General features: G+C 66.5%; 22 protein-coding genes. 12 read left to right on the forward strand and 10 right to left on the reverse strand.

The window, feature by feature from the left end; all coding sequences use genetic code 11:
* Positions 1-15 precede the first annotated feature (15 nt).
* The 5 genes from RI03_RS18285 (at position 16) to RI03_RS18305 (ending at position 5,042) form a co-directional block, all read left to right on the forward strand.
* Entirely contained in the window at positions 16-1,536 is a 1,521-nt protein-coding gene (locus tag RI03_RS18285; RefSeq protein WP_026046853.1) for a sensor histidine kinase, read from the forward strand.
* Position 1,537: 1 nt separating this feature from the next.
* Positions 1,538-1,987 carry a response regulator gene (locus RI03_RS18290; RefSeq protein ID WP_010161796.1) on the forward strand — a complete coding sequence of 150 codons (450 nt, stop codon included), beginning with the start codon at positions 1,538-1,540 and terminating at the stop codon, positions 1,985-1,987.
* Positions 1,984-3,036 carry a sensor histidine kinase gene (locus RI03_RS18295; RefSeq protein WP_010219091.1) on the forward strand — a complete coding sequence of 351 codons (1,053 nt, stop codon included), beginning with the start codon at positions 1,984-1,986 and terminating at the stop codon, positions 3,034-3,036. The genes RI03_RS18290 and RI03_RS18295 overlap by 4 nt, the downstream gene beginning before the upstream one ends.
* A gap of 90 nt (positions 3,037-3,126) precedes the next feature.
* A complete protein-coding gene (locus RI03_RS18300) occupies positions 3,127-3,447 on the forward strand; it encodes a hypothetical protein (RefSeq protein WP_238542440.1) in 321 nt (106 codons plus the stop codon).
* Positions 3,444-5,042: a methyl-accepting chemotaxis protein gene (locus RI03_RS18305; RefSeq protein WP_010219092.1), complete on the forward strand. Its 1,599-nt coding sequence runs from the start codon at positions 3,444-3,446 to the stop codon at positions 5,040-5,042. Before RI03_RS18300 ends, RI03_RS18305 begins: the two co-directional genes overlap by 4 nt.
* Before the next feature lie 3 nt (positions 5,043-5,045).
* On the opposite strand, the gene RI03_RS18310 is transcribed toward RI03_RS18305, so the two are convergent.
* Complete coding sequence (locus RI03_RS18310) at positions 5,046-5,897, reverse strand: class I SAM-dependent methyltransferase (RefSeq protein WP_010219093.1); 852 nt, start codon at positions 5,895-5,897, stop codon at positions 5,046-5,048.
* A gap of 136 nt (positions 5,898-6,033) precedes the next feature.
* On the opposite strand from RI03_RS18310, the gene RI03_RS18315 reads away from it, so the two are divergent.
* Positions 6,034-6,939 (forward strand): DUF808 domain-containing protein, encoded by a 906-nt coding sequence (locus RI03_RS18315; protein WP_010219094.1) that lies wholly within the window; start codon positions 6,034-6,036, stop codon positions 6,937-6,939.
* A gap of 230 nt (positions 6,940-7,169) precedes the next feature.
* Here RI03_RS18315 and RI03_RS18320 read toward each other — a convergent pair whose 3' ends face one another.
* Positions 7,170-7,559: a hypothetical protein gene (locus RI03_RS18320; protein ID WP_238542441.1), complete on the reverse strand. Its 390-nt coding sequence runs from the start codon at positions 7,557-7,559 to the stop codon at positions 7,170-7,172.
* A gap of 488 nt (positions 7,560-8,047) precedes the next feature.
* Between RI03_RS18320 and RI03_RS18325 the strand changes: the two genes are divergently transcribed.
* Positions 8,048-8,638, forward strand: a complete 591-nt coding sequence (locus tag RI03_RS18325) for a PEPxxWA-CTERM sorting domain-containing protein (protein WP_010219096.1) — start codon at positions 8,048-8,050, stop codon at positions 8,636-8,638.
* Between the two features lie 59 nt (positions 8,639-8,697).
* Here the strand turns inward: RI03_RS18325 and gyrB are convergent, their stop codons facing one another.
* The 6 genes from gyrB to RI03_RS18355 form a co-directional block, all read right to left on the reverse strand.
* On the reverse strand, positions 8,698-11,217 hold the full coding sequence (gene gyrB / locus RI03_RS18330; protein WP_010219097.1) for a DNA topoisomerase (ATP-hydrolyzing) subunit B: 2,520 nt from the start codon (positions 11,215-11,217) through the stop codon (positions 8,698-8,700).
* Positions 11,218-11,301: 84 nt separating this feature from the next.
* Complete coding sequence (locus RI03_RS18335) at positions 11,302-12,141, reverse strand: SPFH domain-containing protein (protein WP_026046856.1); 840 nt, start codon at positions 12,139-12,141, stop codon at positions 11,302-11,304.
* On the reverse strand, positions 12,134-12,385 hold the full coding sequence (locus RI03_RS18340; RefSeq protein ID WP_010219099.1) for a hypothetical protein: 252 nt from the start codon (positions 12,383-12,385) through the stop codon (positions 12,134-12,136). The genes RI03_RS18335 and RI03_RS18340 overlap by 8 nt, the downstream gene beginning before the upstream one ends.
* A gap of 373 nt (positions 12,386-12,758) precedes the next feature.
* Positions 12,759-13,538, reverse strand: a complete 780-nt coding sequence (locus RI03_RS18345; RefSeq protein WP_010219100.1) for an OmpA family protein — start codon at positions 13,536-13,538, stop codon at positions 12,759-12,761.
* Between the two features lie 85 nt (positions 13,539-13,623).
* Entirely contained in the window at positions 13,624-14,682 is a 1,059-nt protein-coding gene (gene recF, locus RI03_RS18350) for a DNA replication/repair protein RecF (protein ID WP_010219101.1), read from the reverse strand.
* A gap of 216 nt (positions 14,683-14,898) precedes the next feature.
* Positions 14,899-15,684: a Coq4 family protein gene (locus RI03_RS18355; RefSeq protein ID WP_010219102.1), complete on the reverse strand. Its 786-nt coding sequence runs from the start codon at positions 15,682-15,684 to the stop codon at positions 14,899-14,901.
* Positions 15,685-16,120: 436 nt separating this feature from the next.
* On the opposite strand from RI03_RS18355, the gene RI03_RS18360 reads away from it, so the two are divergent.
* The 5 genes from RI03_RS18360 (at position 16,121) to RI03_RS18380 (ending at position 20,356) form a co-directional block, all read left to right on the forward strand.
* Complete coding sequence (locus RI03_RS18360; protein ID WP_010219103.1) at positions 16,121-16,384, forward strand: hypothetical protein; 264 nt, start codon at positions 16,121-16,123, stop codon at positions 16,382-16,384.
* A 176-nt stretch (positions 16,385-16,560) separates the two neighbouring features.
* Positions 16,561-18,099: an ArnT family glycosyltransferase gene (locus tag RI03_RS18365; protein WP_238542442.1), complete on the forward strand. Its 1,539-nt coding sequence runs from the start codon at positions 16,561-16,563 to the stop codon at positions 18,097-18,099.
* Positions 18,100-18,466: 367 nt separating this feature from the next.
* Positions 18,467-19,126 (forward strand): PEPxxWA-CTERM sorting domain-containing protein, encoded by a 660-nt coding sequence (locus RI03_RS24180; protein WP_010219106.1) that lies wholly within the window; start codon positions 18,467-18,469, stop codon positions 19,124-19,126.
* Between the two features lie 116 nt (positions 19,127-19,242).
* Positions 19,243-19,746, forward strand: a complete 504-nt coding sequence (locus RI03_RS18375; protein WP_238542443.1) for a L,D-transpeptidase family protein — start codon at positions 19,243-19,245, stop codon at positions 19,744-19,746.
* Positions 19,747-19,831: 85 nt separating this feature from the next.
* A complete protein-coding gene (locus RI03_RS18380) occupies positions 19,832-20,356 on the forward strand; it encodes a CAP domain-containing protein (RefSeq protein ID WP_010219109.1) in 525 nt (174 codons plus the stop codon).
* A gap of 46 nt (positions 20,357-20,402) precedes the next feature.
* On the opposite strand, the gene RI03_RS18385 is transcribed toward RI03_RS18380, so the two are convergent.
* Positions 20,403-20,861, reverse strand: coding sequence for a PEPxxWA-CTERM sorting domain-containing protein (locus RI03_RS18385; RefSeq protein WP_010219110.1), 459 nt, complete (start codon positions 20,859-20,861; stop codon positions 20,403-20,405).
* A 290-nt stretch (positions 20,862-21,151) separates the two neighbouring features.
* Positions 21,152-22,816 carry a hypothetical protein gene (locus RI03_RS18390; protein ID WP_051007295.1) on the reverse strand — a complete coding sequence of 555 codons (1,665 nt, stop codon included), beginning with the start codon at positions 22,814-22,816 and terminating at the stop codon, positions 21,152-21,154.
* Between the last annotated feature and the right edge of the window lie 196 nt (positions 22,817-23,012).

Raw genomic sequence — 23,012 nt, forward strand, 5'->3', positions numbered from 1 at the left:
CGTAAGGACGCAGCCATGTACAAGCGTTTGGTCCCAGGGTTTGGCGTCAGCGAAGGCCGCATGGGCCGGTTCCTGGTGGCGTGCATGTCGCTCGGATTCCTGCTGCTCGTCGCCGCCGGGATCGCCGCCGCCTGGTCGACCGACCAGAACGAGCGCCACACCCGCGACGTCAACCACACCTATGAGGTCGAACTCTCGATCGGCCGCGCGCGGATCGCGATCGAACAGAGCGAAACCGCGCGGCGCGGGTATCTGATCACCGACGATCCGATCTATCTGACGACCTATCGCGCCGCGATCGCCGAGCTTCCCCGTGCGATCAACCGGATCGCCACGCTCACCGCGGACAACCCCCGCCAGCAGGCCAATGTCGCCGCGTTGCGCGGGCAGACCGCAGCGCTCGCCGAACAGCGCGAACGCACGATCGTCCTCGCTGGGCAGGGCAACCGTACCGCCGCGGTCGCGCAGTTCGAGGCTGAAACGAGCGCGCGCCGGATGCGCACCGTCCGCGCGCTGGCGGACCGGATGGTCGCCGAGGAACAGCGCCTGCTCGCGATCCGCGATGCGGCGCAGCAGTCCAGCGTCCGCCTGTTCTACGTCACGCTCGGGCTTGCCGGGCTGCTGCTCGCGCTGGTTGCGCTCGTCACGCTGGTGACGGTGTTGCGCTACACCCGCGAGCTTGCGACTTCGCGCGATGCGCTGCGCGATTTCGCCGATACGCTCGAAAACCAAGTCGAGGAACGCACCGCCGACCTCAGCCGCGCGAACGAGGAAATCCAGCGCTTCGCCTATATTGTCAGCCACGACCTGCGCAGCCCGCTGGTCAACGTGATGGGCTTCACCGCCGAGCTCGAGGCAGCGACCGGCGCGATCACCGAACTGATCGATCGTGCCGAGGAAAAGGCGCCCGAGATCGTCAGCGAGGACGCCCGGCTGGCGGCGCGCGAGGATTTGCCCGAGGCGATCCGCTTCATCCGCACCTCGACGCAGAAGATGGACCGGCTGATCAACGCGATCCTCAAGCTGTCGCGCCAGGGCCGCCGCGTCATCTCGTCCGAGCCGCTCGATCTGGCGACGCTGGTCGACGGGATCGGCGCGAGTCTGACGCAGCAGATGGAGCAGCGCGGCACCACGCTGACGGTCGAGCGCCCGCTGCCCGACCTCGTCAGTGACCGGGTCGCGGTCGAGCAGATCTTCTCCAACCTGATCGAGAATGCCGTCAAATATCTCGATCCCAAGCGCCCCGGACGGATCGTGGTACGCGGCAAGCGCACCGGCAAGCGGATCCGCTATGAGATCGAGGACAATGGCCGCGGCATCGCGCCCGCCGATCATGCCCGCGTGTTCGACCTGTTCCGCCGTTCGGGCACGCAGGACCAGCCGGGCGAAGGGATCGGACTCGCGCATGTCCGCGCCTTGGCGTATCGGCTTGGCGGGGTGATCGACGTCACGTCCGAACTCGGACGCGGCGCGACCTTCCATTTGACGCTTCCGGCGACCTATGCCGAACCCAAGACCGATACCCGAGGACGCTGAGATGACCGACCACCAGACCGTCAGCATCATCATGATCGAGGATGACGAGGGGCACGCCCGGCTGATCGAGAAGAACATCCGGCGCGCGGGCATCCTCAACGAAATCCAGCATTTCACCGACGGCACGAGCGCGCTCGAATATCTGTTCAACAGTGATCGCGGCCCCGGCCACGGTGGCCCCGCGCTCGTCCTGCTCGATCTCAACCTGCCCGACATGGGCGGCACCGACATCCTCGCGAAGATTAAGGGCTCGGACGGCCCGCTCAAGCGCACCCCGGTCGTAGTGCTGACGACCACCGACGACAAGGTCGAGATTCAGCGCTGCTACGATCTCGGCTGCAACGTCTACATCACCAAGCCGGTCAATTACGAAAGCTTCGCACAGGCGATCCGCCAGCTCGGGCTGTTCCTGTCGGTGATCCAGGTCCCCGACGCCGAGGGCCACGGGTGATCGAACGCTCGGGCCAGACTGCCGGGCCAGCGGTCCTCTACATCGATGACGACGCGGGGCTGCGACGGCTCGCGGCGCGCGCGCTGTCGCGGCTCGGGTTTACCGTAACGGTCGCCGAGGGCGGGGCCGAGGGGCTGGCGCTTGCGCGCGAACAGCCTTTCGACCTGATCGCGGTCGATCACTACATGCCCGGAATGGACGGGATCGAGACGCTCGACGCGATCCGCCAGCTGCCGGTCGCGCCGCCGGTCGTCTACGTCACCGGGTCCGAGGAAGGCCGGATCGCGGTCGCCGCGCTCAAGGCGGGCGCGTCGGACTATGTCGTCAAGACGGTCGGCAGCGACTTCTTCGACCTGCTCGCCAGCGCCTTCGCGCAGGTGCTCGAACGCGCGGCGCTCGAACGCGACAAGACCGCCGCCGAGGACCAGCTCCGCGCCAGCAACGCCCGGCTCGAAGCGCTGCTGCGCGAGGTCAACCACCGCGTCGCCAACAGCCTGCAGATCGTCTCCGCGATGGTGCGGATGCAATCGACGGCGCTGCAGGACGATAATGCGCGGCTCGCGCTCGAGGATACGCAGCGCCGCATCGCCGCGATCGCGCAGGTCCACCGTCGCCTCTACACCAGCAACGATGTCGAGCAGGTCGACATGCGCGAATATCTGAAAGCGCTGGTCGACGAACTCGGCGAGACCTGGTCGACCCCGACCGCCCCGCGCACGCTGTCGCTGTTCGCCGAGCCGATCCGGCTTGCGACCGACCGTGCGGTCTCGCTCGGCGTGATCGTCACCGAGCTCGTCAGCAACGCGTGCAAATACGCCTATCCGGTCGGCGGCGGCGAAGTCCGCGTTTCGCTTCGCGAGGACGGGGCGACGCACTTCAAGCTGCTGGTCGAGGACGACGGGATCGGCATGCCCGCCGACGCGACCCCTCAGGGCACCGGCGTCGGCACCAAGCTGATCCGCGCGATGGCGCAGAGCCTGCAGACGATCGTCGAGTATGACAGCATCGGCAACGGCGTCCGCGCGACGCTGCGCGCGGCGCGGGACTGAGCGGCACCGCCACCCCGCTAAGACTAAAGACGCACGCCCCTTTTTCCGATAACTTACCATCCGTTAACCGCATACCCATAGACCGGCGGGATGCGACACATCCCCTTTCCGATAGCGATACCCCTGCAGGCGGTAGTGGCGGTGCTTGCCGTGCTCGGGCTGGCGCTCTGGCCGCCCGCCAAGGGGGCGATCCTGCTGATCCCCATGCTGCAGAACAACGCCGCGTCGCTCGTCCCGCTGGCGCGCGCGAGCGGGGCGTTGCTCGTCGGCAACGGGCCGTTCCCCGGGTCGCTCGTCGTGCTCGGGGATCGCGCCCGCCTGCTGCGGCAGATCCGCGCGTGGAACGTCATCCTGCTCGCCGCCCCGGCTGCGGGCTGCGGCGACGACCGCCAGTTCGGCCCCGCGGCATGACGTGCCTTCTCGCACCGTTCGCACGGCGCCGCGCGGACGCGCCGAAGCCGCCCGCGCTCGACCCGCTCGATACGCTGCGCCGGCGCGGCGTGCGGCTGTGGGCGCTGATCGGCTGGGTCTCGCTCGCGCTGCTGCTGATCGGCAATGCGATCCTCCACGCGGGCGTTTCGCTGCCCTTGCTGGTCGTCGGCATCGCGATCAACATCGGCCCGACGCTGATGGCGCTGGCGGGGCGACACGACGGCGAGGCGCGCACGATGATCGGCGCGAGCGCTGCGGTCATCCCCGCGATGCTGGTGTTCCTGCTCAAGGGGCATCCCTGGCAGATGGATGCGCACATGTATTTCTTCGTCGGCATGGCGGCGCTCGTCATGCTCGCCGACTGGCGCCCGATCGCGCTCGCGACCGTGCTGACTGCGGGTCACCACATTTCGCTCGAGTGGCTGGCGCCCGAATGGGTCTTTACGGGCTCGGGCAACGTCGGGCGGATCCTGTTCCACGTCGTCGCGGTCGGGCTCCAGTTCGGGGTGCTGGCGGCATTGACGGTCCAGCTCGAACGGCTGTTCCTCGGCCAGCAGGCGGCGCTGCGCCGCTCGCATGAGCTGACCGAAGCCGCCGAACAGGGGCAGCGCCAGACCGAGCGCGCGATGGAGCAGGCGCGGCTCGCCGAAGCCGAGGCCGCACGCGAACGCCGCGAGCGGGCCGAACAGGCCACCCGGATCGCCCAGGCGCGGCGCACCGAGCTGTTCGGAATCGCGAACGAATTCGAACGCTCGGTCACCTCGGTGATCAAGGCGATCGGCGAGGCGACCGAGCAGCTCGAACAGGCGGCGGTGCAACTGGAGGACATCACCGAGAGCACCACCAACGAAGCCGACCAGGTCGCGGCGGGAGCCGGACGCGCGGCCTCGGACATCGCGCAGGTCGCGTCCTCGATCCGCACGCTCTCCGAATCGGTCCAGACGATCGCGATCGCCGCCGACCGCCAGTCGGCCCTGACCGAGACCGCGAGCAGCGAGGCCAAGCGCAGCGTGCAGACCGTTGCGATGCTCGAGGAACATGCGATCCAGATCGAGGGCTTCCTCGCGGACATCCGCAAGATCGCCGCGCAGACCAATCTGCTCGCGCTCAACGCGACGATCGAGGCGGCGCGCGCGGGGGACGCGGGGCGCGGCTTCGCGGTGGTCGCGGGCGAGGTGAAGACGCTGTCGGCGGACACCACCCGCGCGAGCGACCGGATCGGCAGCCTCATCTCGGGGATCCGCGAAGGCGTTGCGGACACCAGCGACAAGCTCCGCAGCGTCAACGGCGCGATCGGGCAGGTATCGCTCGCCGCGTCGGGGATCGCCACTGCGGTCGCCGAACAGCGCCACACCGCGCGGGACGTCGACGCCGGGGCTGCGCGCGCCGCGACCACTGCGGACGAAGTCGAACGGCGGATCGCAGATGTCGCGCGCGCCGGGGGCAAGGCGACCGCGCTCTCCGCCTCGGTCACCCGCAGCGCCGCCGACCTGTCGGTCAGCGCGCGCGATCTGTTATCCTCGACCGATGCCTTCGTCTCGTTCCTGCAAGCGGATCACGCCGTCGCGGCGTGACGATCAGCGCGGCTTGCGGAAGCGGAACACGAACTGGTCGGTCTTGCCGCGGATCGCGGGGTCGAACACCGCGGCGCTGTGATCGTCCGCCGGGTTGCGCAGCGCGTCGCTCTCGGCCTCGAACACGAAGCCGGCCTTGACGACCTGCGCCTTGACCGCCGCGGGATCGATCCGGTGCCGGGTCGAAGTCCCCGTCATCCCGCTGCCCGCGGCATCGGCATGGTCGATCACGATATAGGTGCCACCGGGCTTGAGCGCGGCGAACGCCTGCCGGTTGAACCCGTCGAGCACGGCCTCGCCGCCGGGTTCGTTATTGACGTCGTGGTAATTCTGCACCGTCCAGAACAGGTCGACTGGTTCCGACGCGCGAATGGCGGGTCCCGACATCACCGTCAGCGAGGTGTTGGCCATATGCTTCGCCTCGAGCGCGGGGATCGCCTTCTCGGCATATTTCGCGCCGGCGGCGGGCCACACCGCATAGACATGCCCGGTCTTGCCGACGATGCCCGAGAAGATCCGCGTCCAATATCCACTGCCCGGCAGGAAATCGAGCACCTCGTCCCCCGGGCCGACGCCTGAGAAGGCGAGCACCTCGGCGGCCTTGCGCCGCGCGTCGTCACCCTGCTGGTCGGCGCGCGCCGAGTCGGCGAGCGCCTTCGCGACCGCGCGCTGCGTGTCCTTCGCGGCGTGCTTCGACGCGGGCGTCACCGTCGCCGCGCCGGCGCCCGTCGGTACCAGGCCGGTCGTCATCAGGGCGGTCGCCGCCAGGGCTGTCAGGATCGTGCGCATCATCGTCTCCCCTTCGCGACGATCCGTCGCGGTTTGGCGCAGTTCACCATAACGCTGCCGTTCCAACAAGCGGCTTCGTTACGAAAGGTGGCGCGGTCGCGGGGTTCGTTGCGCAACCGCGACGGATCGATATGACGGCCCCGCCGTTCCCGCTCGCACAGCTTCATGACACATCGTTCATAATCCCCCGGAGACACTTCGCATGCCATCAGGTCTGGTCGCCCTGCTCGACGACGTCGCTGCCATCGCGAAGCTTGCCGCGGCGTCGGTCGACGATGTCGCGGCGGCATCGATGAAGGCCTCGTCCAAGGCGGTCGGCGTGGTGGTCGACGATGCCGCGGTGACGCCCAAATACGTCTCCGGCCTCACCCCGGCGCGCGAACTGCCGATCATCTGGCGGATCGCCAAGGGGTCGCTCCGCAACAAATTGCTGTTCCTGTTGCCCGCCGCACTGCTGCTCAGCGCATTCGTGCCGTGGATCATCACCCCGATCCTGATGCTTGGCGGGCTGTATCTCGCGTTCGAGGGCGCGGAGAAAATCCTCGGGAGCCTGCTCGGGCACCATGCCGCCGACGACGAGGCCGCAGTTGGCGACCAGACCCCGGAGCAGCTCGAGAACAGCAAGGTCGCGGGGGCGGTCCGCACCGACCTGATCCTCTCCGCCGAAATCATGGCGATCGCACTCGCCGAAGTGTCCGACCAGACGATCCTCACGCAAGCCGCGGCGCTGGTCGCGGTGTCGCTGCTGATCACCGCCGGGGTCTACGGGGTCGTCGGGCTGATCGTGAAGATGGACGATATCGGGCTGCATCTCGCGCAGCGTGAGAGCGCGGTGACGCAGCGGATCGGGCGCGGGATGGTGGCCGCCATGCCCGTGGTGCTTGGCGCGATCGCCAGGATTGGCACGGTGGCGATGCTGTGGGTCGGCGGCGGGATTCTGGTCCACGGGCTCGAGCAATTCCACCTGACCCCGATCCCGCACATCGCCGAGGCGGTCGCGACGTGGTTCGCGGGCGTGCTGTCGTTCGCCCCCGGCGTCGGGCACTGGTTCGGCTTCGCGCTGGCTTCGGCGGTGGTCGGGCTGATCGCGGGGGCGTGCTCGCGCTGATCGTGCCGCGCGTCATCGCGCTGTTCGGCACGGGGACGGCGCACTGAGGGGGGTGCCAACGCCCATAACCGCTTCCTCGGCGAAGGTCGGGGCCTAGTAGCGGGTCGCTTATGGGAGACGCTGCGCGCTCTGAGTCAGGCCCTCGCTACTGGGCCCCGGCCTTCGCCGGGGAAGCGCACAGAAAGAGAGTGGAAAACTGGGGCGGCACCTCCGCCGCGCGCGCCCCCCTCTCAGCAGGGCCGCTTCGTCGCCGCATCCGGAAGCACCCGCAACCGGCGCTTGCCCCAATAGCTCAGGTCCATCGACATTCGCACTGGCATGCCCGTCCGCGTATAGACGATCTGGTCGCCACGATCGCCCGTGCCGGTACTGCAATTGCGCCAATGCTCCGCGTCGAGCACGTCGGTGATCTTGTAGACCGCATATTGGTCGGCCTGGTGCCACACGATCAACTGGTCGAACCCGCCGCTGCCGTCATGCCCTGCCAGATCGACCGCCGCCTCGAACGGCCCCGCGCCTTTCACCGTCACGCTGTGCCGCCGACACCGCAGACGATCCCAATCGGGCTGGACGCAATCGGTGAACCCCGCGTGGCGCGCATCGGCGAGGCTACCGCGCACCGGCAACCCTTCGAACAGCAACGACGGCGGCGGGGTACGCTGCGGCCCGCATCCCGCAAGAAAAAGTAGGGCGAGCCAGGGAGATCTGCGGAGCATCCCGCTTCGTACCATGAATCAGGGCATGAACCGCAAGTCGGGAAAGCGCCGCCAGAATACGACTGATGCCGGGCCGGGCTTTCCCGCGGATCTCATCCGAGTCACGGGCCTTTGCCAAAGCGATCCGATGGTGGTGTGCCGCTCCCGTAGCGTCGCTGGCCGACAGAGCCCCTCCCCTCAAGGCGATTTACCAGTATCCAAGGCGATTGGCGAAGTTACCCTCGCCAAACTGGCAAGAGGCCGAAATGACTTAATATCGTAATATATTTTTACAGGTCATGATTTGCCGGATGTATTTTCATGTCTTCTTTCCAGATGATCAGCCATTGGTACGTTATTTGCTTATTCGTGGACACGGGGCGAAGATACGCTCCATCCATGGGGGACGGGCAATGAAGATTTCAGCGCTGACGGCAGCTGTAGCATTGGCGTGCGGTGCAACGACCGCGCAGGCCGCAGTGACCATCACCATCACGCAGAACGCCGGCGGCGTGACCGCGACGACCAGCGGTTCGCTCAACACGACGGGTTTCACCAAGGTCGCCACCGCGACGCTGGTTCCCACGGTCCGTGGCACGAGCTTCTTCTTTGCCGGCACCAATGGCGCGATCGTCAACGCCTATTCGGGGTTTACCGGTCCCACGTTCGGCACGACCTCGATGACGGGCGCGTCCTTCTCGTCGGGGGATCCGTTCGGCTTCAATCTGGTCAACAACCGCCTCTTCCTGCCGGTCGCTTATGTCAGCGGCGCAGCGATCAACTCGACTGCCACCTGGCAGTATCTGACCCTGTCCGGCATGGGCCTCTCCGTCGGGTCGTATGTCTATACGATCGGCACCGAGCGGGTGACGCTCAACATCGGCCAGCCGGTCGCCGCGGTTCCGGAACCCGCGACCTGGGCGCTGATGCTGCTCGGCTTCGGCCTGATCGGGGGCGCCGCCCGCCGTCGCAGCGCGGTGCGCACCACCGTCCGCCACGCATAACGAAAGCGCCGCCAACCCGACGGGTTGGCGGCGCTCCGGGCTTCAGCGTCGGAAACCGCTCAGACGTCGAGGTTGGCGACGCTCAGCGCATTCTCCTGGATGAACTCGCGGCGCGGTTCGACCACGTCGCCCATCAGCCGGGTGAAGATCTCGTCCGCGACATCCGCCTGATCGACCTCGACGCGAAGCATCGAGCGGTTCTGCGGGTCGAGCGTGGTTTCCCACAACTGGTCCGCGTTCATCTCGCCCAGCCCCTTGTAGCGCTGGATCGCGAGACCCTTGCGCCCCGCGGTCAGGATCGCGTCGAGCAGCTGCGACGGGCGCGCAACCATCGTCGCCCCCTTGCTCACCGTCGCGGGCGCGCCGGCGCGGCCACCCTCGGGCGCGGTCGCCTCGGCTTCGTCCGCCGCGGCATCCGCTTCCGCCTGTGCGGCTGCCGCTGCCTTGTTCGACACGAGACGGGCTGTATCGACAAACGCCTCGGCCTGTTCCGCCGCGAGCGTGTGGAGCTTGCGCGCCTCCGCCGAGCCGAGGAACGCCGCTTCGATGATATGGTGATCGGTCACGCCGCGCCACACACGCTCGACATGGAACCCGCCGTCTTCTGCCAGCGTCGCCGACCAGCGCGCATCCTGGTCCGCCGCGTCGAGCCCACGCACGACCTGCACCACGCGCTCGCGTCGTGCCTCGAGATCGAGCGCCGGATCGAGCGCGCCCCCCATCGCGAGCGCCTCGACGATCGTCGGGTCGTAGCGCCGCGGCACGAAGCGCATCAGCGTCCGCATCCGGCGCGCGTGATCGACCAGCGTCCGCAGGTCCGCGCCCGAACGCGACCCCTGTGCCCCCTCGAGCACGACGCTCGCGACGCCATTCTCGACCAAATATTCGTCGAGTGCGCTGTCGTCCTTGAGATACACTTCGGACCGTCCGCGCGTCGCTTTGTAGAGCGGCGGCTGCGCAATGTAGAGATGCCCCTTGGTGATGATCTCGGGCATCTGGCGATAGAAAAACGTCAGCAGCAGCGTGCGGATATGCGCGCCATCGACGTCTGCGTCGGTCATGATGACGATCTTGTGGTACCGCAGCTTCTCGACATTGAAGTCGTCGCGCCCGATCCCGGTGCCCATCGCCTGGATCAGCGTGCCGATCTCCTTCGACGAAAGCATCCGGTCGAACCGCGCACGCTCGACATTCAGGATCTTGCCACGCAAGGGGAGGATCGCCTGGAAGTGGCGGTCACGCCCCTGCTTGGCCGAACCGCCAGCCGAGTCACCCTCGACCAGGAAAAGTTCGGACTTGGCCGGATCGCGCTCCTGGCAATCCGCGAGCTTGCCCGGGAGCGACGCGATGTCCATCACGCCCTTGCGCCGGGTGAGTTCGCGCGCCTTCTTGGCGGCTTCGCGCGCGGCGGCAGCGTCGATGATCTTGAGGACGATCGCCTTGCCGTGTGCCGGGTTTTCCTCGAGCCATTCGGCAAGCTTGTCCGCCATCAGCGATTCGAGCGGCTGACGCACCTCGGACGAGACCAGCTTGTCCTTGGTCTGGCTGCTGAACTTGGGGTCGGGCAGCTTGACCGAGACGATCGCGGTGAGGCCCTCACGCATGTCGTCGCCGGTGAGGCTGACCTTCTCCTTCTTCAACATTCCCGATTTCTCGGCATAATTGTTGAGGGTCCGCGTCATTGCCGCGCGGAACGCGGCCATGTGCGTGCCACCGTCACGCTGCGGGATGTTGTTGGTGAAGGCGAGGACGTTCTCGTAATAGGAGTCGTTCCACTCGAGCGCGACGTCGATCGTGACGTCGTCGCGCGTGCCGCTGATCGCGACCGGCTCGGGCATCAGCGCGACCTTGTTGCGATCGAGATACTTCACGAACGCGGCGATCCCGCCCTCGTAATACAGCTCGACCGTCTTCACGTCCGCGTGCCGCGCGTCGTTGAGGAACAACCGCACGCCCGAATTGAGGAACGCGAGCTCTCGGTAGCGATGCTCGAGCTTGTCAAAGTCGAATTCGGTGATCTTGAACGTGGCGGGCGACGGGAAGAAGGTGACGCGCGTCCCCTTCTTGCCCGGCGCGGGGCCGATGATCTTGAGGGGTGCCACCGCATCGCCGAACGCGAAGCGCATGTAATGCTCCTGCTCCTCGCGGAAGATCGTCAGATCGAGCCACTCGCTCAGCGCATTGACGACCGAGACGCCGACGCCGTGGAGCCCGCCCGAGACCTTATACGCATTGTCGTTCGAGGTGTTCTCGAACTTTCCGCCCGCGTGGAGCTGGGTCATGATCACCTCGGCGGCGCTGACGCCTTCCTCGGTGTGGATGCCCGTCGGGATCCCGCGGCCGTTATCCTCGACCGTGACCGATCCCTCGGCGTTGAGCGTGATGTCGATCCGGTCGCAATGCCCGGCCAAAGCCTCGTCGATCGCGTTGTCGGAGACTTCGAACACCATGTGGTGGAGGCCGGAGCCATCGTCGGTATCGCCGATGTACATGCCGGGCCGTTTGCGCACCGCGTCGAGGCCCTTGAGCACCTTGATCGAGTCTGCGCCATAGTCGTTGGTATTGGGGTCTTCTGCCATGCCAAGCGTATAGGGATTCAGGGCTGGAAACGGAAGCGAAATGGCGTTTCCCGGCCCGGGACGCCACACCCGGGCCGGATTACGCTACTTCTCGACGATGAAGGGCAATTGCCCGCCCCCGGCGCTGTAGGTCGGCAGCTTGCCGTCCCATTTCTCGATCGCGCGCTGCCGCAGGATCTCGGGGTTGGCCCGCAGGGCTTCCCCCTCGATCTGCGAGGACTTCGCCTTGCCCTCGGCCTCGGCGATCCGCGCGTCGGCATTGGCCTTGACCGTCGCGACGTTCGCCTGCGCCGCCAGTGCCGCCTGCTCGTTGGCGATCTTGGTGTTGATCTGGTTCAGCACCTGGTCGGGTACACGGATGTTCGACGCCCAATAGAGCTGCTCGACATGCAGCCCGACGGGTTCGAAATAGCGATCGACATCGCGCTGCACCGCCGACAGCAACGCCGCTTTCTTCGGGCCGTAGATTTCCTCGACGCCGAGCCCTGCCGCTTCCTCGTTGAGCGCGCTGCGCACCGCGTTGCGCAAAGGCCCCGCGACGATCCCCGCCATGTCGATCCGGTATTTCTGGAACAGGATCGGCGCTTTCACGGGATCGACGCGATACGCCACCGACACATCCGCCGACAGGTTGAGCCCGTTGCGATCCTGGAAGGGAAACTCCTCGTCCACGCCGCTCTGCTCGGTGCTCGACTTGGTCCAGGCATAGGTCGACGTGTAGATCGGATATTCGAAGATATTCGTGCCGAACGGCGTGAAGTACCAGCCCACGCCGAGCGCATGGTCGGCGACGCCGGCGGCGCTGCCGAAATTGCTGACTTTGATGCCGACATGCCCCGGCTCCACCCGGCTGCACGAGCTCATCGGCAGGATCGCGATCAACGGGATCAGCAAGAGAGGGGCGAAACGAACGAGTCTAGTCATTGTCCCTGTTCTTTTCATTATCTGGGTCCAGCAGGAGGATTGTGAATTCGCGCGTCAGCGCGGTGACCGACAGGAAGCCGGCCACGAGCCCGACGAGCGCGAGCAGCGCCGCGCCGAGATTGGCGAGGTCGCTGTGCAGGTTGAACAGCGTGGGGATGACGAAGCCGAAACAGGCCAGCTCGCAGACGAGCAGCCCCGCGCAGCGCAAGCCAAAGCCGACGAGCCACAGATCCAGCGATTTCATGGAAGGTTTGCCCCGAACGCCCCCGAAGGATGCCGGGGCCGCAGCGCCCCGTCAGGGGTGCGGGTGGCAATATCTGCCCGTTACGAGTTCGCTACAATCGCAATCGGAGTCCGCGCAACGCAATCGAGCGTGCATCCGATGCATGGGGGGACGCGGCCCCGGCAGGGTGCGGGGCCACAAAGGCAATCGGAGGCTTGATCGTGACCGCTCGCCCAAAGCTGCCGTCATGCTGAACGTGTTTCAGCATCCACCGCGCAACGAACCTGGTCCGGACTCGCGGAGAGCTGAACGAGTTCAAGATGACGGACGTTCTTGCAAAGGTTTTGCGAAGGCGCCAGTCCGCCCCGGCACGCTGCCGGGGCGGTAGCAAGTCTCAGAAGCGGTCGGCGCGCTGCCCCAGCAACGTCACCTCGACGCGGCGGTTCTGGCGCATGCCCTGCGGCGTCGTGTTGGGCGCGACCGGACTGGCCTCGCCATGCCCGACCACCGAGAAGCGCGCGCGCGTCACGCCCATCTGGTCGAACGCGGTGCGCACCGCATCCGCGCGGCGCTCGGACAGCGCCTGGTTGTGCGCGTCGGTCCCGCGCGAATCGGTATAGCCGTCGATCGCGACGCGTACGCCCGATTCCGACCGCAGATAGTCGGCAAGGCCCTTCAGTTTGTCGACCGCGCCCGGGCGCAGCACCGCGCTGTCGGTCGCGAACAGCACGTCCTCGTCGAGCCGCATCATCGCGCCGCGCGACGTCTGGCGGAAGCCATAGCCACGCATCGCGCGCTGGTCCCAACCGCCGCGCGGCGGACCGCGGCGGTCCTCCACCACGACGACGCGGTCGCGCGACGCCCAGTCGAACCGGTCGCGGCGCGGGCCGGCGACCTGCGCGAACGCGCGGTTGGCGGCATCCGCCTCGCGCGGATTGACGCGACCGTCATGGTTGAAGTCGAAATTGCGCAGCACGAACGCGCGGCCGCGGTTGGTCCCGCGCAGCTCAGGGAACAGGATCGGCACGCCCGCGCCAACCAGGCGATAATCGCGGTCACCCGGGCGGCCACCACCCCAGTCCCACCGCTCCTGCGCGGCGGCGGGCATCGCGCTGCCCGCGAGCGCGACGGCGGCAACGGCAGCGGTAAGGATCGACTTTCGGATCATCGTCATCGTGTAACTCCCTGGCCCCCGCCCGATGGGAAGGATTTGGGCGCGAGCGCTTGAACCGCGGGTGAGTTCCCTCGACAGCCGGGGTTCAGGCGGTGCCATGCCCCAGGGTGAGACGCAAGGCGTCGCGCCCGAGGTCCGCGAACAGGGCATCCTCGGTCCCGGTCATCCACACCTGCCCGATCCCTGCGAGCCGCGCGAACAGCGCCGCGCGCCGGACCGGATCGAGATGCGCCGCGACTTCGTCGAGCAACAGCACCGGCGCCATCCCGGTCCGCTCGGCGACGAGATCGGCATGCGCGAGGATCAGCCCGAGCAGCAACGCCTTCTGCTCGCCGGTCGAACACAGCGCCGCCGCCTGCGCCTTGCCGAGATGCGTCACCGCCAGATCGCTGCGATGCGGGCCGACCAGCGCACGCCCCGCAGCCGCATCGCGCGCGCGGCCCGCCGCGAGATCCGCGGCGAGCGTCTCCCCCGCCCCGGTCCAGCCGGTCAGCTCTAGACCGGCGCGCGCGAACGGGCCGTCGGGCTGCTCGACCAGCCGCGCGCCCAGCGCGGCGACCGTATCGCGTCGCGCCGCATCGATCGCGATGCCATGCTCGGCCATCTGTACCTCGAGCGCGCTCAGCCACTCGCGGTCGGGCCGCCCCTCCTCGCCGAGCAGCCGGTTGCGCGCGCGCATCGCGGCTTCGTAGCGGTTGGCGTGGACCGCATGGCCGGGGCTGAGCGCGAGCGTCAGCCGGTCGAGGAACCGCCGCCGCTCGCCCGCAGGCTCGACGAACAGCCGGTCCATCGCGGGGGTAAGCCACAGCACGGTCAGCCATTCCGCGAGTTGCGTCGCGGCGACCGCGGAACCCTGCACCCGCACGATCCGCCGCTCGGGCGCGCTCGCCTGCGTGCCGGTCGCGAGCGCGACGTCGCCGCCAAGGTCCGCCGCGATCCCGAACCCGCCGGGCCCGTCCTGCCGCGCCATCTCGCCCAGCCCCGCGCGTCGCAGCCCACGCCCGGGCGCAAGCAGCGACACCGCCTCGAGCACGTTGGTCTTGCCCGCGCCATTCTCGCCGGTCAGCACCACGAAACCCGGGCCGGGCGGGATCGCCAGCGCGGCATGGTTGCGGAAATTCGTGAGGACGAGGCGCGTCAGCATCGCGACCGCTCTACCCTGTTGGCCGCGTTACGCAATTTGCGTGATGCACGCGCGGAGAGAGAAGCCAACACGCCTCCACCCGGCCGATGCGAACGAAGTCGAGCCATCCCCCTCCGTCCGTTCGTTTCGAGCGTAGTCGAGAAACTCGGCACAGCGCAGGTTTCTCGACTTCGCTCGAAACGAACGGGAAGGCGTTTGGGAAATAAAGCGTCCGTCCTAGGACGCGAGCGACGGCTCCACCGCAGTCTCGCGCCGGGTGCTCAGATACGACGCCAGTTCCGCCCCCAGCTCGCGCTGCGCCTTGAGATACGCGACCGGCGTCACGATCCCGAGCCGCGCGCGCGCCGCATCGATCGGTTCGGCGAGCAGTGCGAGATAATCCTCGCCCGAAATCCACCGCGCGCGGCGCCCGTTGCGATACCCTTCCCACACCGCACGCGCGAACAGCGTGTTGCGCGTGACCGACAGGCTCTTGAGCGCCGCCGCGCCGCCAATGAACGCCCAGCCGAGCCCGCCGACCTGCGCATAGCTGAACGCGACGAGGCACGCCTCGCCGAGCGATTCGTCCGCCTTGTAGCCGGTCAGCACGTGCCAGATGTCATGCGTGTCGCGCACCCGCCGCCCGAACCAGGCATAAGGGTGTGCGACCTGATCCTCGCTGATCACCTGGCTCACCTGCACCAGTCCGTCGGCGGAATAACCGGTCGTCTCGAGGAACTCGCGATAGGCCGCGCCGACCGTGCCGGGCGCGAACCCCGCGACGAACGCGCTGTCCGACAGGCGCTCGGCAAGCTCGGTCTGTTCGCAGGCGAGCCGCCCGCCCTGCGTGGTGGCGATCAGCCGCGCATAGTTGATCGGCGAATTGCCGACGTTGAGCGCGCGCATGATGCGGAAGACCTGGGTGGTATCGTCGCCGTTCGCGAGCAACTTGCGGATCGCATCGAATGCGGTGCGCCAGTCGCGTCGTCCACTGGTGCCGGGAAACGGGGGAAGCGTGGCCATCGACTCGGCTCCTTACTGACAGTCGTGTCAATAGCTCGCCCGCCCCGCCCTGTCAATGTTGCGGGAGGGGCCGCGCCGGTGCGCCCGGCACCGCCCGGTCTCGTCCATTAGGACGAAACCGGGCGGCAGGGGTGCCGCGCGAACGTCGCTGCCCCATACACTGCACAAAGGCGGCACGGGGCAGCCCGGTGGCAACAGAATATCGAGGGTATCCGTGATCGAAGATCCATCCAGCCGCAGCATCGTCCGCCGGACGCCCGGGGGGCTGCAGGCGGTGGTGACCCCAGCCGAAGATCCTGGCCCCGGCACATCGCAAGGTCCGGCGGTGTCGCCGAGGCACCGCCGTGGCGGCGGACAAGCGGCCGCGCCGGGGGCAAAAATCCGACACGGGCCATATCTAAATTGTGCGTTAACCAGCCGCGCTGTAGGCAGGGACATGGGTGAAATCGAACGGCAAGTTCCGGCAGGACTGATTGAGCAATGGGCGGTCCACCTGCGACGACAGCGATCGCGCGCGACGGATACGATCTGGCTGCTCGACAACGGCTTCACGATCCATGACGGCAGGAATGGCACGCCCACGACAGACGCGTCCGAGCGAGTCCGCGCGGAGCAGGAAGCGATCGTCGCCGAAGTGAGTGCCCTGCTCGATCAATATGACGCGATCAATCTACGCGGCGCGCTGTTCGAGAACAGCTGAACGGTAGCGAAGGCACGCCGACGCCCGCCTCTCCAGAACCCCGGTAGGGGATCGCCCGACTGTACATCGCGGCGTTGCATGGCCGCGTCGTCGCAGCTTTCCAGACGACGCCAGGGGAAGCGGTCAGCCCTGTCGCGGGAAACGTGTTTCTGTGTTTTGTAAAGGCGTCGACCATCATGAGCGCGAGTACCCGACGGATCGTCGACCCGGCCGTGCCGGCGCCGGAACCGCGCCCGCAACGGACGACGACCGCGCGCCCGCTGTCGATCGCGCTCCTGCTGCTCGCGGTCGCGGTGCTGATCCGCTGCCATGATTTCGGCAATCCCGTGATCCATGTCGACGAGCAATTCTACCTGCTCGTCGGCGACCGGATGCTCCACGGCGCGCTTCCCTATGTCGACATCTGGGATCGCAAGCCGGTCGGGCTGTTCCTGATCTTCGCCGCGATCCGGCTGCTGCCCGGCGACGGGATCCTCGCCTATCAACTCGTCGCGACGCTGTTCGCGGCGGGCACCGCGTTGCTGGTCGAGCGGGGTGCGCGCAGGCTCGGTGCGTCGCGTGGCGCGGCGCTCGTGGCGGCAATCGCCTATCTGCTGTGGCTGCCGCTGCTGAGCGGGCGCGGCGGGCAGTCGCCGGTCTTCTACAATCTCTTCATGACCGCCGCCGCGGTGCTGACGCTGCGCCTCCCCGAGCTCGCGGCACGCGGAGCCGGGCGCGGGGCGGCGCGCGCGATCGTCGTCAACGGCGCGGCGACTTGCTTTCTCGCGGGGCTGGCGATCCAGACCAAATACACTCCTGCGGTGGAAGGCTCGTTCTTCGGCGTCGCGCACCTCTGGTACCTCCGCCGCGCGGGGGGAAAATGGCCGGTCATCGGCCTAGCGGCGCTGCTGTGGGTAATGCTCGCGATCGTGCCGACCGCCGCCGTGGTGCTCGACTATGCGCGGCGCGGGCCTGCGGTGTTCCAGGCGTTCTGGTTCTCGAACTTCGCCTCGATCACGCTCCGCAAGGGCTATCCCGCCGCGAAGATCGCCGCGCGGATGGCGGGCAACATCGGGCAGATGTCCCCCTTCCTGCTCTGCACGATCGTGTCGTGGCGAATGCGGCCGTGGACCGCCGAGAAAACCCTCGCCTTCGGCTGGTTGGGCGCGGCGCTGGTCGCGTTCGCGATGATCGGCGCGTTCTTCGACCATTATGTGCTGCCGCTGGTCGCGCCGTTCGCGATCCTCGCCGCGCCGGTGCTCGATCGCTACCGTTTCGCCACGCCCGCGCTGTTCGTGGTCGGGCTCGGGCTGTTCGTCGCGCGCGTGCCGATCCGCCCCGTCGACGCCGCCGGCGTGCGCACGGTCGCCGCGGTCATGCGTGCGACCAGCGCGGGTGGCTGCCCCTATGTCTTCGCGGGGGATTCGATCCTGTACCACCTCGCGCGAACCTGCCTGCCGACGACGCGCGTCTTCCCCTCGACGCTCGTCTACGAACCCGAACGCGGCGCAAGCGGGATCGACGAGGTCGCCGAGGTCCGCCGCATCCTCGCAGGAGCGCCGCCGGTCATCGTCACGCTCGACACGCCTTTCGCCGAATGGAACCGCCAGACGCTCGGCCTTGTCGAGACCGCGCTGCGCCGCGACTATCGACCGGTCCTCGCGGTTCCGCGCGAGGCGGGCCACATGATCGTCTATCTGCGGCAGGGTCGCCGCTTTCACGCGCCAGCGTCGTGAGACGAGGGAAAGCGGTCATCCCCGCTCGGGACGCACCAGTGCCCTTTCCTCTCGCCGTCCAGGATCTGGCGACGCGGAAGCGTTCCTGACGACACCCTATTTGGGATGAGACCGTCGCGTATCGCGGGTGGTCGAAACGCTTTCCCCAAACGCAACGCTCCTCGAGCGCCGCCCCTCCACCGCGACCAGCTTCAACGCCTTACGCTGGAGCCGCCGTGGACGTCGAACCCGCGCCCTTAGCACCGCCTCTACCCCGCCACTCGGGGGGAATCAGGCGTCTGCGCTCAATTTGGGACACCGACCCTGCACCCCGCGTGCAACGAATCCTTTGATGCCGAGTTGAATTGGTATTGGGGAATATATTGAGATGAAAGACAAGTTTGCGTTCTGGAAGAAGTCGTACATCCGTCCGATAGGGGCGGTCGTCGCGGTCGCCTGCTCGGTCGGGGCGCTGCAGTACATGGTGAGCGGCGGGCAGCTCAGCCCCGCCACTGCAGCACTTCTGGCCGATCCGCTTTCCGTCCTTTCGGGTCGATCGCCCGGGTCGCGGTCCAGCGGTGCGCTCCTGCAATCGAAAAAGGCCTATGCGCACGATCGGACGAGCGGCACCGGTACTGGCCCGGCAGCGCCGTCCGAGCGGGTTCTCTCGAACGTGCGGACGCGTCCGCCTGTTGCTGTCCCGGCAACGGAGACGGGTCTGATTCCGGTTCTCCCGACTGGGGACGCGATCATTCCCGATGAGGCCGTCACGAGTTTTCCGGCCGGTGTTCCAGCACCCGGCGGCGGTTTCGGTGGGGGCGGCTTCCCCGGTACGATTTCCGGTGGTGGCGGTGGCGGTACGCCGGGCACCGGCGGTGCTGTCGGAGTCGGGGGTAACGGAGGGGGTGTTCCCTCGGTCCCCTCCGCGGTCCCGGAACCCTCGACCTGGGCGCTGATGCTGACAGGATATTTTCTGGTCGGCATCGGATATCGGCGGCGCCGTAAAAGCGCGTCCACAGTACCCCTCGCTGCCGATACCGTGCGCTGACGCAATTGCAGGCAATGCGTATCGTTATGGCCGTGTTGGGTGTCGCAACCCTGGTCGCCGCGTCGTTTCTTGTCCCGGCTTTCGGGTCACGCCACGGGGCAAGTCCCGCGTCGCCGGTGGCGCCGATCTCCAGCGGCGACCGGATAACCTATCCCGCGAATGGGTATCCGGCCCTCGTCCTGCCGGATGGCAAGAGCGAACGGGTCAAGAGCCTGTTGAACAGCCAGCGACCGATACGGTTCGGCGACTATATCTGGAACGATGCGGGCATCCCTGACGGGCCGGTCTGGGTACGGGTCGACCTGTCGCGCCAGACGCTGTCGGTGTTTCGTGGCGGGAACGAGATCGGTACGACCGTGGTGCTGTTTGGCGCCGACGGAAAACCGACCCCAAGAGGCGTTTATCCGGTGTTGGCGAAGGCCGAAACGCACCGGTCGTCGCTGTACGACGCCGAGATGCCCTTCATGTTGCGGCTGACGGGGGACGGGGTCGCGATTCACGCCAGTACCGTCCGCGAGGGTTCGGCAACCCACGGGTGCATCGGCGTGCCGCTCGAATTCGCACGGCTTCTGTACGGGCAGATGAAGGTTGGCGATCGGGTCGCAATCATCGCGGCCTGAAGATCCCGACCAGGCGGTTAACCAGGTCCTGAAACGATAACTACAGTCCGACCCGGCAATACCCTCCTCCGGAGGTATTGTCCGTATGTCTGTGCGCACGTTGAAACGCACCCTGACGGTGGCGCTGCTGGCGACCGTTGCCCCCATCCTCGTCAGCGCGACCAGCACGGCCGCGGAATTCGAAGCGACGGTTCTTTCGCTGCATAACCGGGAGCGGGCCGGCCTGGGGGTGGCACCACTCCAGTGGAACACAGCGTTAGCGCAGTCCGCGCAAAGCTGGGCAAACCACCTCGCAGCAACCGGTGCCTTCGAACACGCCGCCGAGCTGCCGTCCAACCCGGAAGGCGAGAACCTGTGGGAAGGCACGAAAGGCGCCTATCGGCTCGAGCAGCGGGTCGACGCCTGGATCCGCGAAAAGCGTTTCTTCAAGCCCGGAACGTTTCCCGACAACAGCACGACCGGAAACGTAGAGGATGTCGGTCATTACACCCAGGTCGCGTGGCGCGCTACGAGCAAGGTCGGATGCGCGCAGGCGACCGGTTTGCATACCGACGTCCTGGTCTGTCGCTACAGCAACGCCGGGAATTATGTCGGCGAGCAGGCCTTTTGAGGTCTTGGTGTCAGCCGAGACGGTGCCAGTCCCCGTTACCGAAAACTCAGGCGTAGCGGATCGTGATCGGAGCCAACTGACGACGACGGACCGCGACGCCGATCATGCCGAAACCGGCGAGCATCATCGCCCACGTCGCCGCCTCGGGCACGGGCGCCACGGCGTCCGCCGTAACCGAAAGATGATAGGTCAGCGCAGGAAGGTTGAAGTCGGTGAAGTCATATTCCCCGAGCACGAATGTCGGGTTGAAAACAGTTCCGGTAAAGATCGATGCGCCCGAGGGAGAGTATCGAAAGAAATGAGAACTAAGACTTAACAGATCGAACCCACCCGCGCCTTGAGCGGTATAAAAGTAGAAAAGAACGGGCGTTGGGACACCGTCAACCGTGGCGGTGCTTTCGAGCGCGAAGATCGTGGGGTCGTTCAAACCAGCAGCCTGGCCCTCGGGGTCGATCGCGGTTGGGCTAAGCGGCAGCGTAAAGGTCGCCGTATGCGCGCCGGTCAACGTGAACTCAGCCGCTTGAGCCAGGGTCGGTACTGTCGACAACGCAACGGCAAGTGACAGTGATCTCAAAACACGCATGGCATAACCCCACTGTTTGTTCGCGGATGTGAGGGTCGCCGAGTTGGCTCAACCTCCAGCCTTCAGCACAGCCTTTGCTCCGAACCACCAGCACGAGTCATGCCAACCGCTGAAATCCGTTCCGCAAGTCCGCTGAATTGCGAAACGCACTCCATCGATTGTAAGAATTTCTTACAGTCACCGGTCGCGTTTGGGAACGGGAGCGGCTTGGATCAACGCGCTGCCGAGGCAGCTTCCAGAACCGCCCGTCGTTTGGGCGAGTCCGCGAGCGGTTGGCCGGCATATTCCCGGATCCCCCACGCTCCATATTGGCCAATGAAACCGGTTGCCGAATACAGCGTCAAGGTGTCGCCAATCTTCGTTTTCCAATCCTGGAGATAGCGTTGATACATGTCATGCATGAGGGGGCTACGCTGCATCTGCGCCGCGACCGCCGCGTTTTCCGCGAAGGGAACGATGTGCTGGCCACCTTCATAAGCGACGTATCGCTTGTTCCACTTGGTTGCGCTTGCCTTGTCGGCGACGGCGCGGTCAATGGCGGCGACGCGCATCGTTTCGAGCGCGGCGAAAAGCGTCGGCAAGTCGGTGACGCCGGAGTCGACGGATCGTAGCAGGTCGTGCCCGAAATACGGCGCGGTCGCGATTGCATCCGCCCATTTCGGCGCGTCACGGAAGCCCATCATTTGGTCGATCGACCACCCGTTGCCATTCTGCGTGCTGAAGACCCGAACCAGGCGCGCGGGATTGTCCTGAAAAGCGGTGGTGAGCAGCTTGTGAAACCAGATCGACTTCTCGGCGTAGCGAAGAACGCCATTGGTGTATTTGTCGCTGGACAGCCCCTCTGCGACCCCTTCGTTCAGCACCTGGTTGGCAATCGGAAACCCGTAGTTCCATGTTTCGTTCGATAGCTCGAAATAGGCCCGGTGCCCTGTCGCCAAGCGATCGTGCACGAGTTTCGCCATCGCGCGGACATACGTCTCGTCGGCGTTCCACGGGATCGTGAACCACGGGTCTGCACCCGCCGCATTGGCGAGGTCGACCATATGCTCGAGCGCGATACCGTCGGTGCCGTCCTGAACCAGCCGGGCCGGCGTCGAGCGCGTCGCCCATGTCACGCTTGCCGGATTGCTGTTGGCGTTCGACCAATCCAGGAACCGGAGGATGCCATACGGCTTGAGGTCATCGACGATCCGCTGATCGAACGCACCATTGGTGGCAAGATTGGGCTCGCGACAGTCGAGGTTGGCGAGGGGGTCCGATTTGTTGACCGAGTCCACATACAGGATCACGGTCGGCAGCGCCTTCCCGGTATATCCTGGCCAGGTAAAGCTCGCAGCATGATTGCTCCCGGTCAGCCGGGCGTCCCCGTCGACCCGGATGTTCCCGCTGCCGGTCCATGTGCACGTGATGGGGGTTGCCTTGCCCGCCCAGACGGTCTGCGGGACGTTGAGAATGAGAGCCGCATAGATCAACGGCGTACCGCCAGGCGTCAGCTTGTCTTTCGGAACGTCCGCCCAGCTGGCGGCTGGATTGCGCCACGCACCGGTAGCGAAGGCCAGGTTGGCGAACGTCCGCTCGGTACCGTAGTAATTGCTGCTGGCGACGTTGATCCCGAGCGAAAGCGACCGGGCCGGCGACGGTGTACCCGTCGGCGTCGGTACAGTCCTCGTGCCAAATTGATAGATCGCTGGAGGTGCCGGTTGATTGACCACTGCCGGGCTGAGCGACGTACTGTTGGTCCCTGAGCCTGCACCAACTGCCGCGAAGGCTCCTCCGATCACGGTTGCGGCCAAAACCGTCGCAAGCAGGACTTTCTTGTGCGAGCCCGTCGCAGACAAAGCGGGGAGGGGACGTACTTCGATCTTGTCGCTCGACACGAAATTTGTTTCCTTGTTTCAAAGGGGCGAATTTCAAATTCAACGTTCAGCAATGGCGGCGCGCTGACGGTCGCCGACCCTGCGTCATCTCAACGGAAGTCTGCGAAATAGAAGTTGGTATGCGGGTGGGGGTCAATTCGGCGCTTACGTCGCCTCATTTATTACCGTGGCAAATCAGATAAGTAGAACATCAAGT

Origin of the sequence: Sphingomonas sp. PAMC 26621 (assembly GCF_000251145.1) — a bacterium.
Classification (GTDB): Bacteria; Pseudomonadota; Alphaproteobacteria; order Sphingomonadales; family Sphingomonadaceae; genus Sphingomonas.

Excerpts from the sequence above, each read along its gene's own strand:
- RI03_RS18365 (WP_238542442.1), top strand. The coding sequence starts at position 16,561 with ATGAGCGCGAGTACCCGACGGATCGTCGACCCGGCCGTGCCGGCGCCG.
- RI03_RS24180 (WP_010219106.1), top strand. The coding sequence starts at position 18,467 with ATGAAAGACAAGTTTGCGTTCTGGAAGAAGTCGTACATCCGTCCGATA.
- recF (WP_010219101.1), bottom strand. The coding sequence starts at position 14,682 with ATGCTGACGCGCCTCGTCCTCACGAATTTCCGCAACCATGCCGCGCTG.
- RI03_RS18315 (WP_010219094.1), top strand. The coding sequence starts at position 6,034 with ATGCCATCAGGTCTGGTCGCCCTGCTCGACGACGTCGCTGCCATCGCG.
- RI03_RS18355 (WP_010219102.1), bottom strand. The coding sequence starts at position 15,684 with ATGGCCACGCTTCCCCCGTTTCCCGGCACCAGTGGACGACGCGACTGG.
- gyrB (WP_010219097.1), bottom strand. The coding sequence starts at position 11,217 with ATGGCAGAAGACCCCAATACCAACGACTATGGCGCAGACTCGATCAAG.
- RI03_RS18285 (WP_026046853.1), top strand. The coding sequence starts at position 16 with ATGTACAAGCGTTTGGTCCCAGGGTTTGGCGTCAGCGAAGGCCGCATG.
- RI03_RS18345 (WP_010219100.1), bottom strand. The coding sequence starts at position 13,538 with ATGACGATGATCCGAAAGTCGATCCTTACCGCTGCCGTTGCCGCCGTC.
- RI03_RS18300 (WP_238542440.1), top strand. The coding sequence starts at position 3,127 with ATGCGACACATCCCCTTTCCGATAGCGATACCCCTGCAGGCGGTAGTG.
- RI03_RS18335 (WP_026046856.1), bottom strand. The coding sequence starts at position 12,141 with ATGACTAGACTCGTTCGTTTCGCCCCTCTCTTGCTGATCCCGTTGATC.
- RI03_RS18305 (WP_010219092.1), top strand. The coding sequence starts at position 3,444 with ATGACGTGCCTTCTCGCACCGTTCGCACGGCGCCGCGCGGACGCGCCG.
- RI03_RS18340 (WP_010219099.1), bottom strand. The coding sequence starts at position 12,385 with ATGAAATCGCTGGATCTGTGGCTCGTCGGCTTTGGCTTGCGCTGCGCG.
- RI03_RS18380 (WP_010219109.1), top strand. The coding sequence starts at position 19,832 with ATGTCTGTGCGCACGTTGAAACGCACCCTGACGGTGGCGCTGCTGGCG.
- RI03_RS18290 (WP_010161796.1), top strand. The coding sequence starts at position 1,538 with ATGACCGACCACCAGACCGTCAGCATCATCATGATCGAGGATGACGAG.
- RI03_RS18325 (WP_010219096.1), top strand. The coding sequence starts at position 8,048 with ATGAAGATTTCAGCGCTGACGGCAGCTGTAGCATTGGCGTGCGGTGCA.
- RI03_RS18360 (WP_010219103.1), top strand. The coding sequence starts at position 16,121 with ATGGGTGAAATCGAACGGCAAGTTCCGGCAGGACTGATTGAGCAATGG.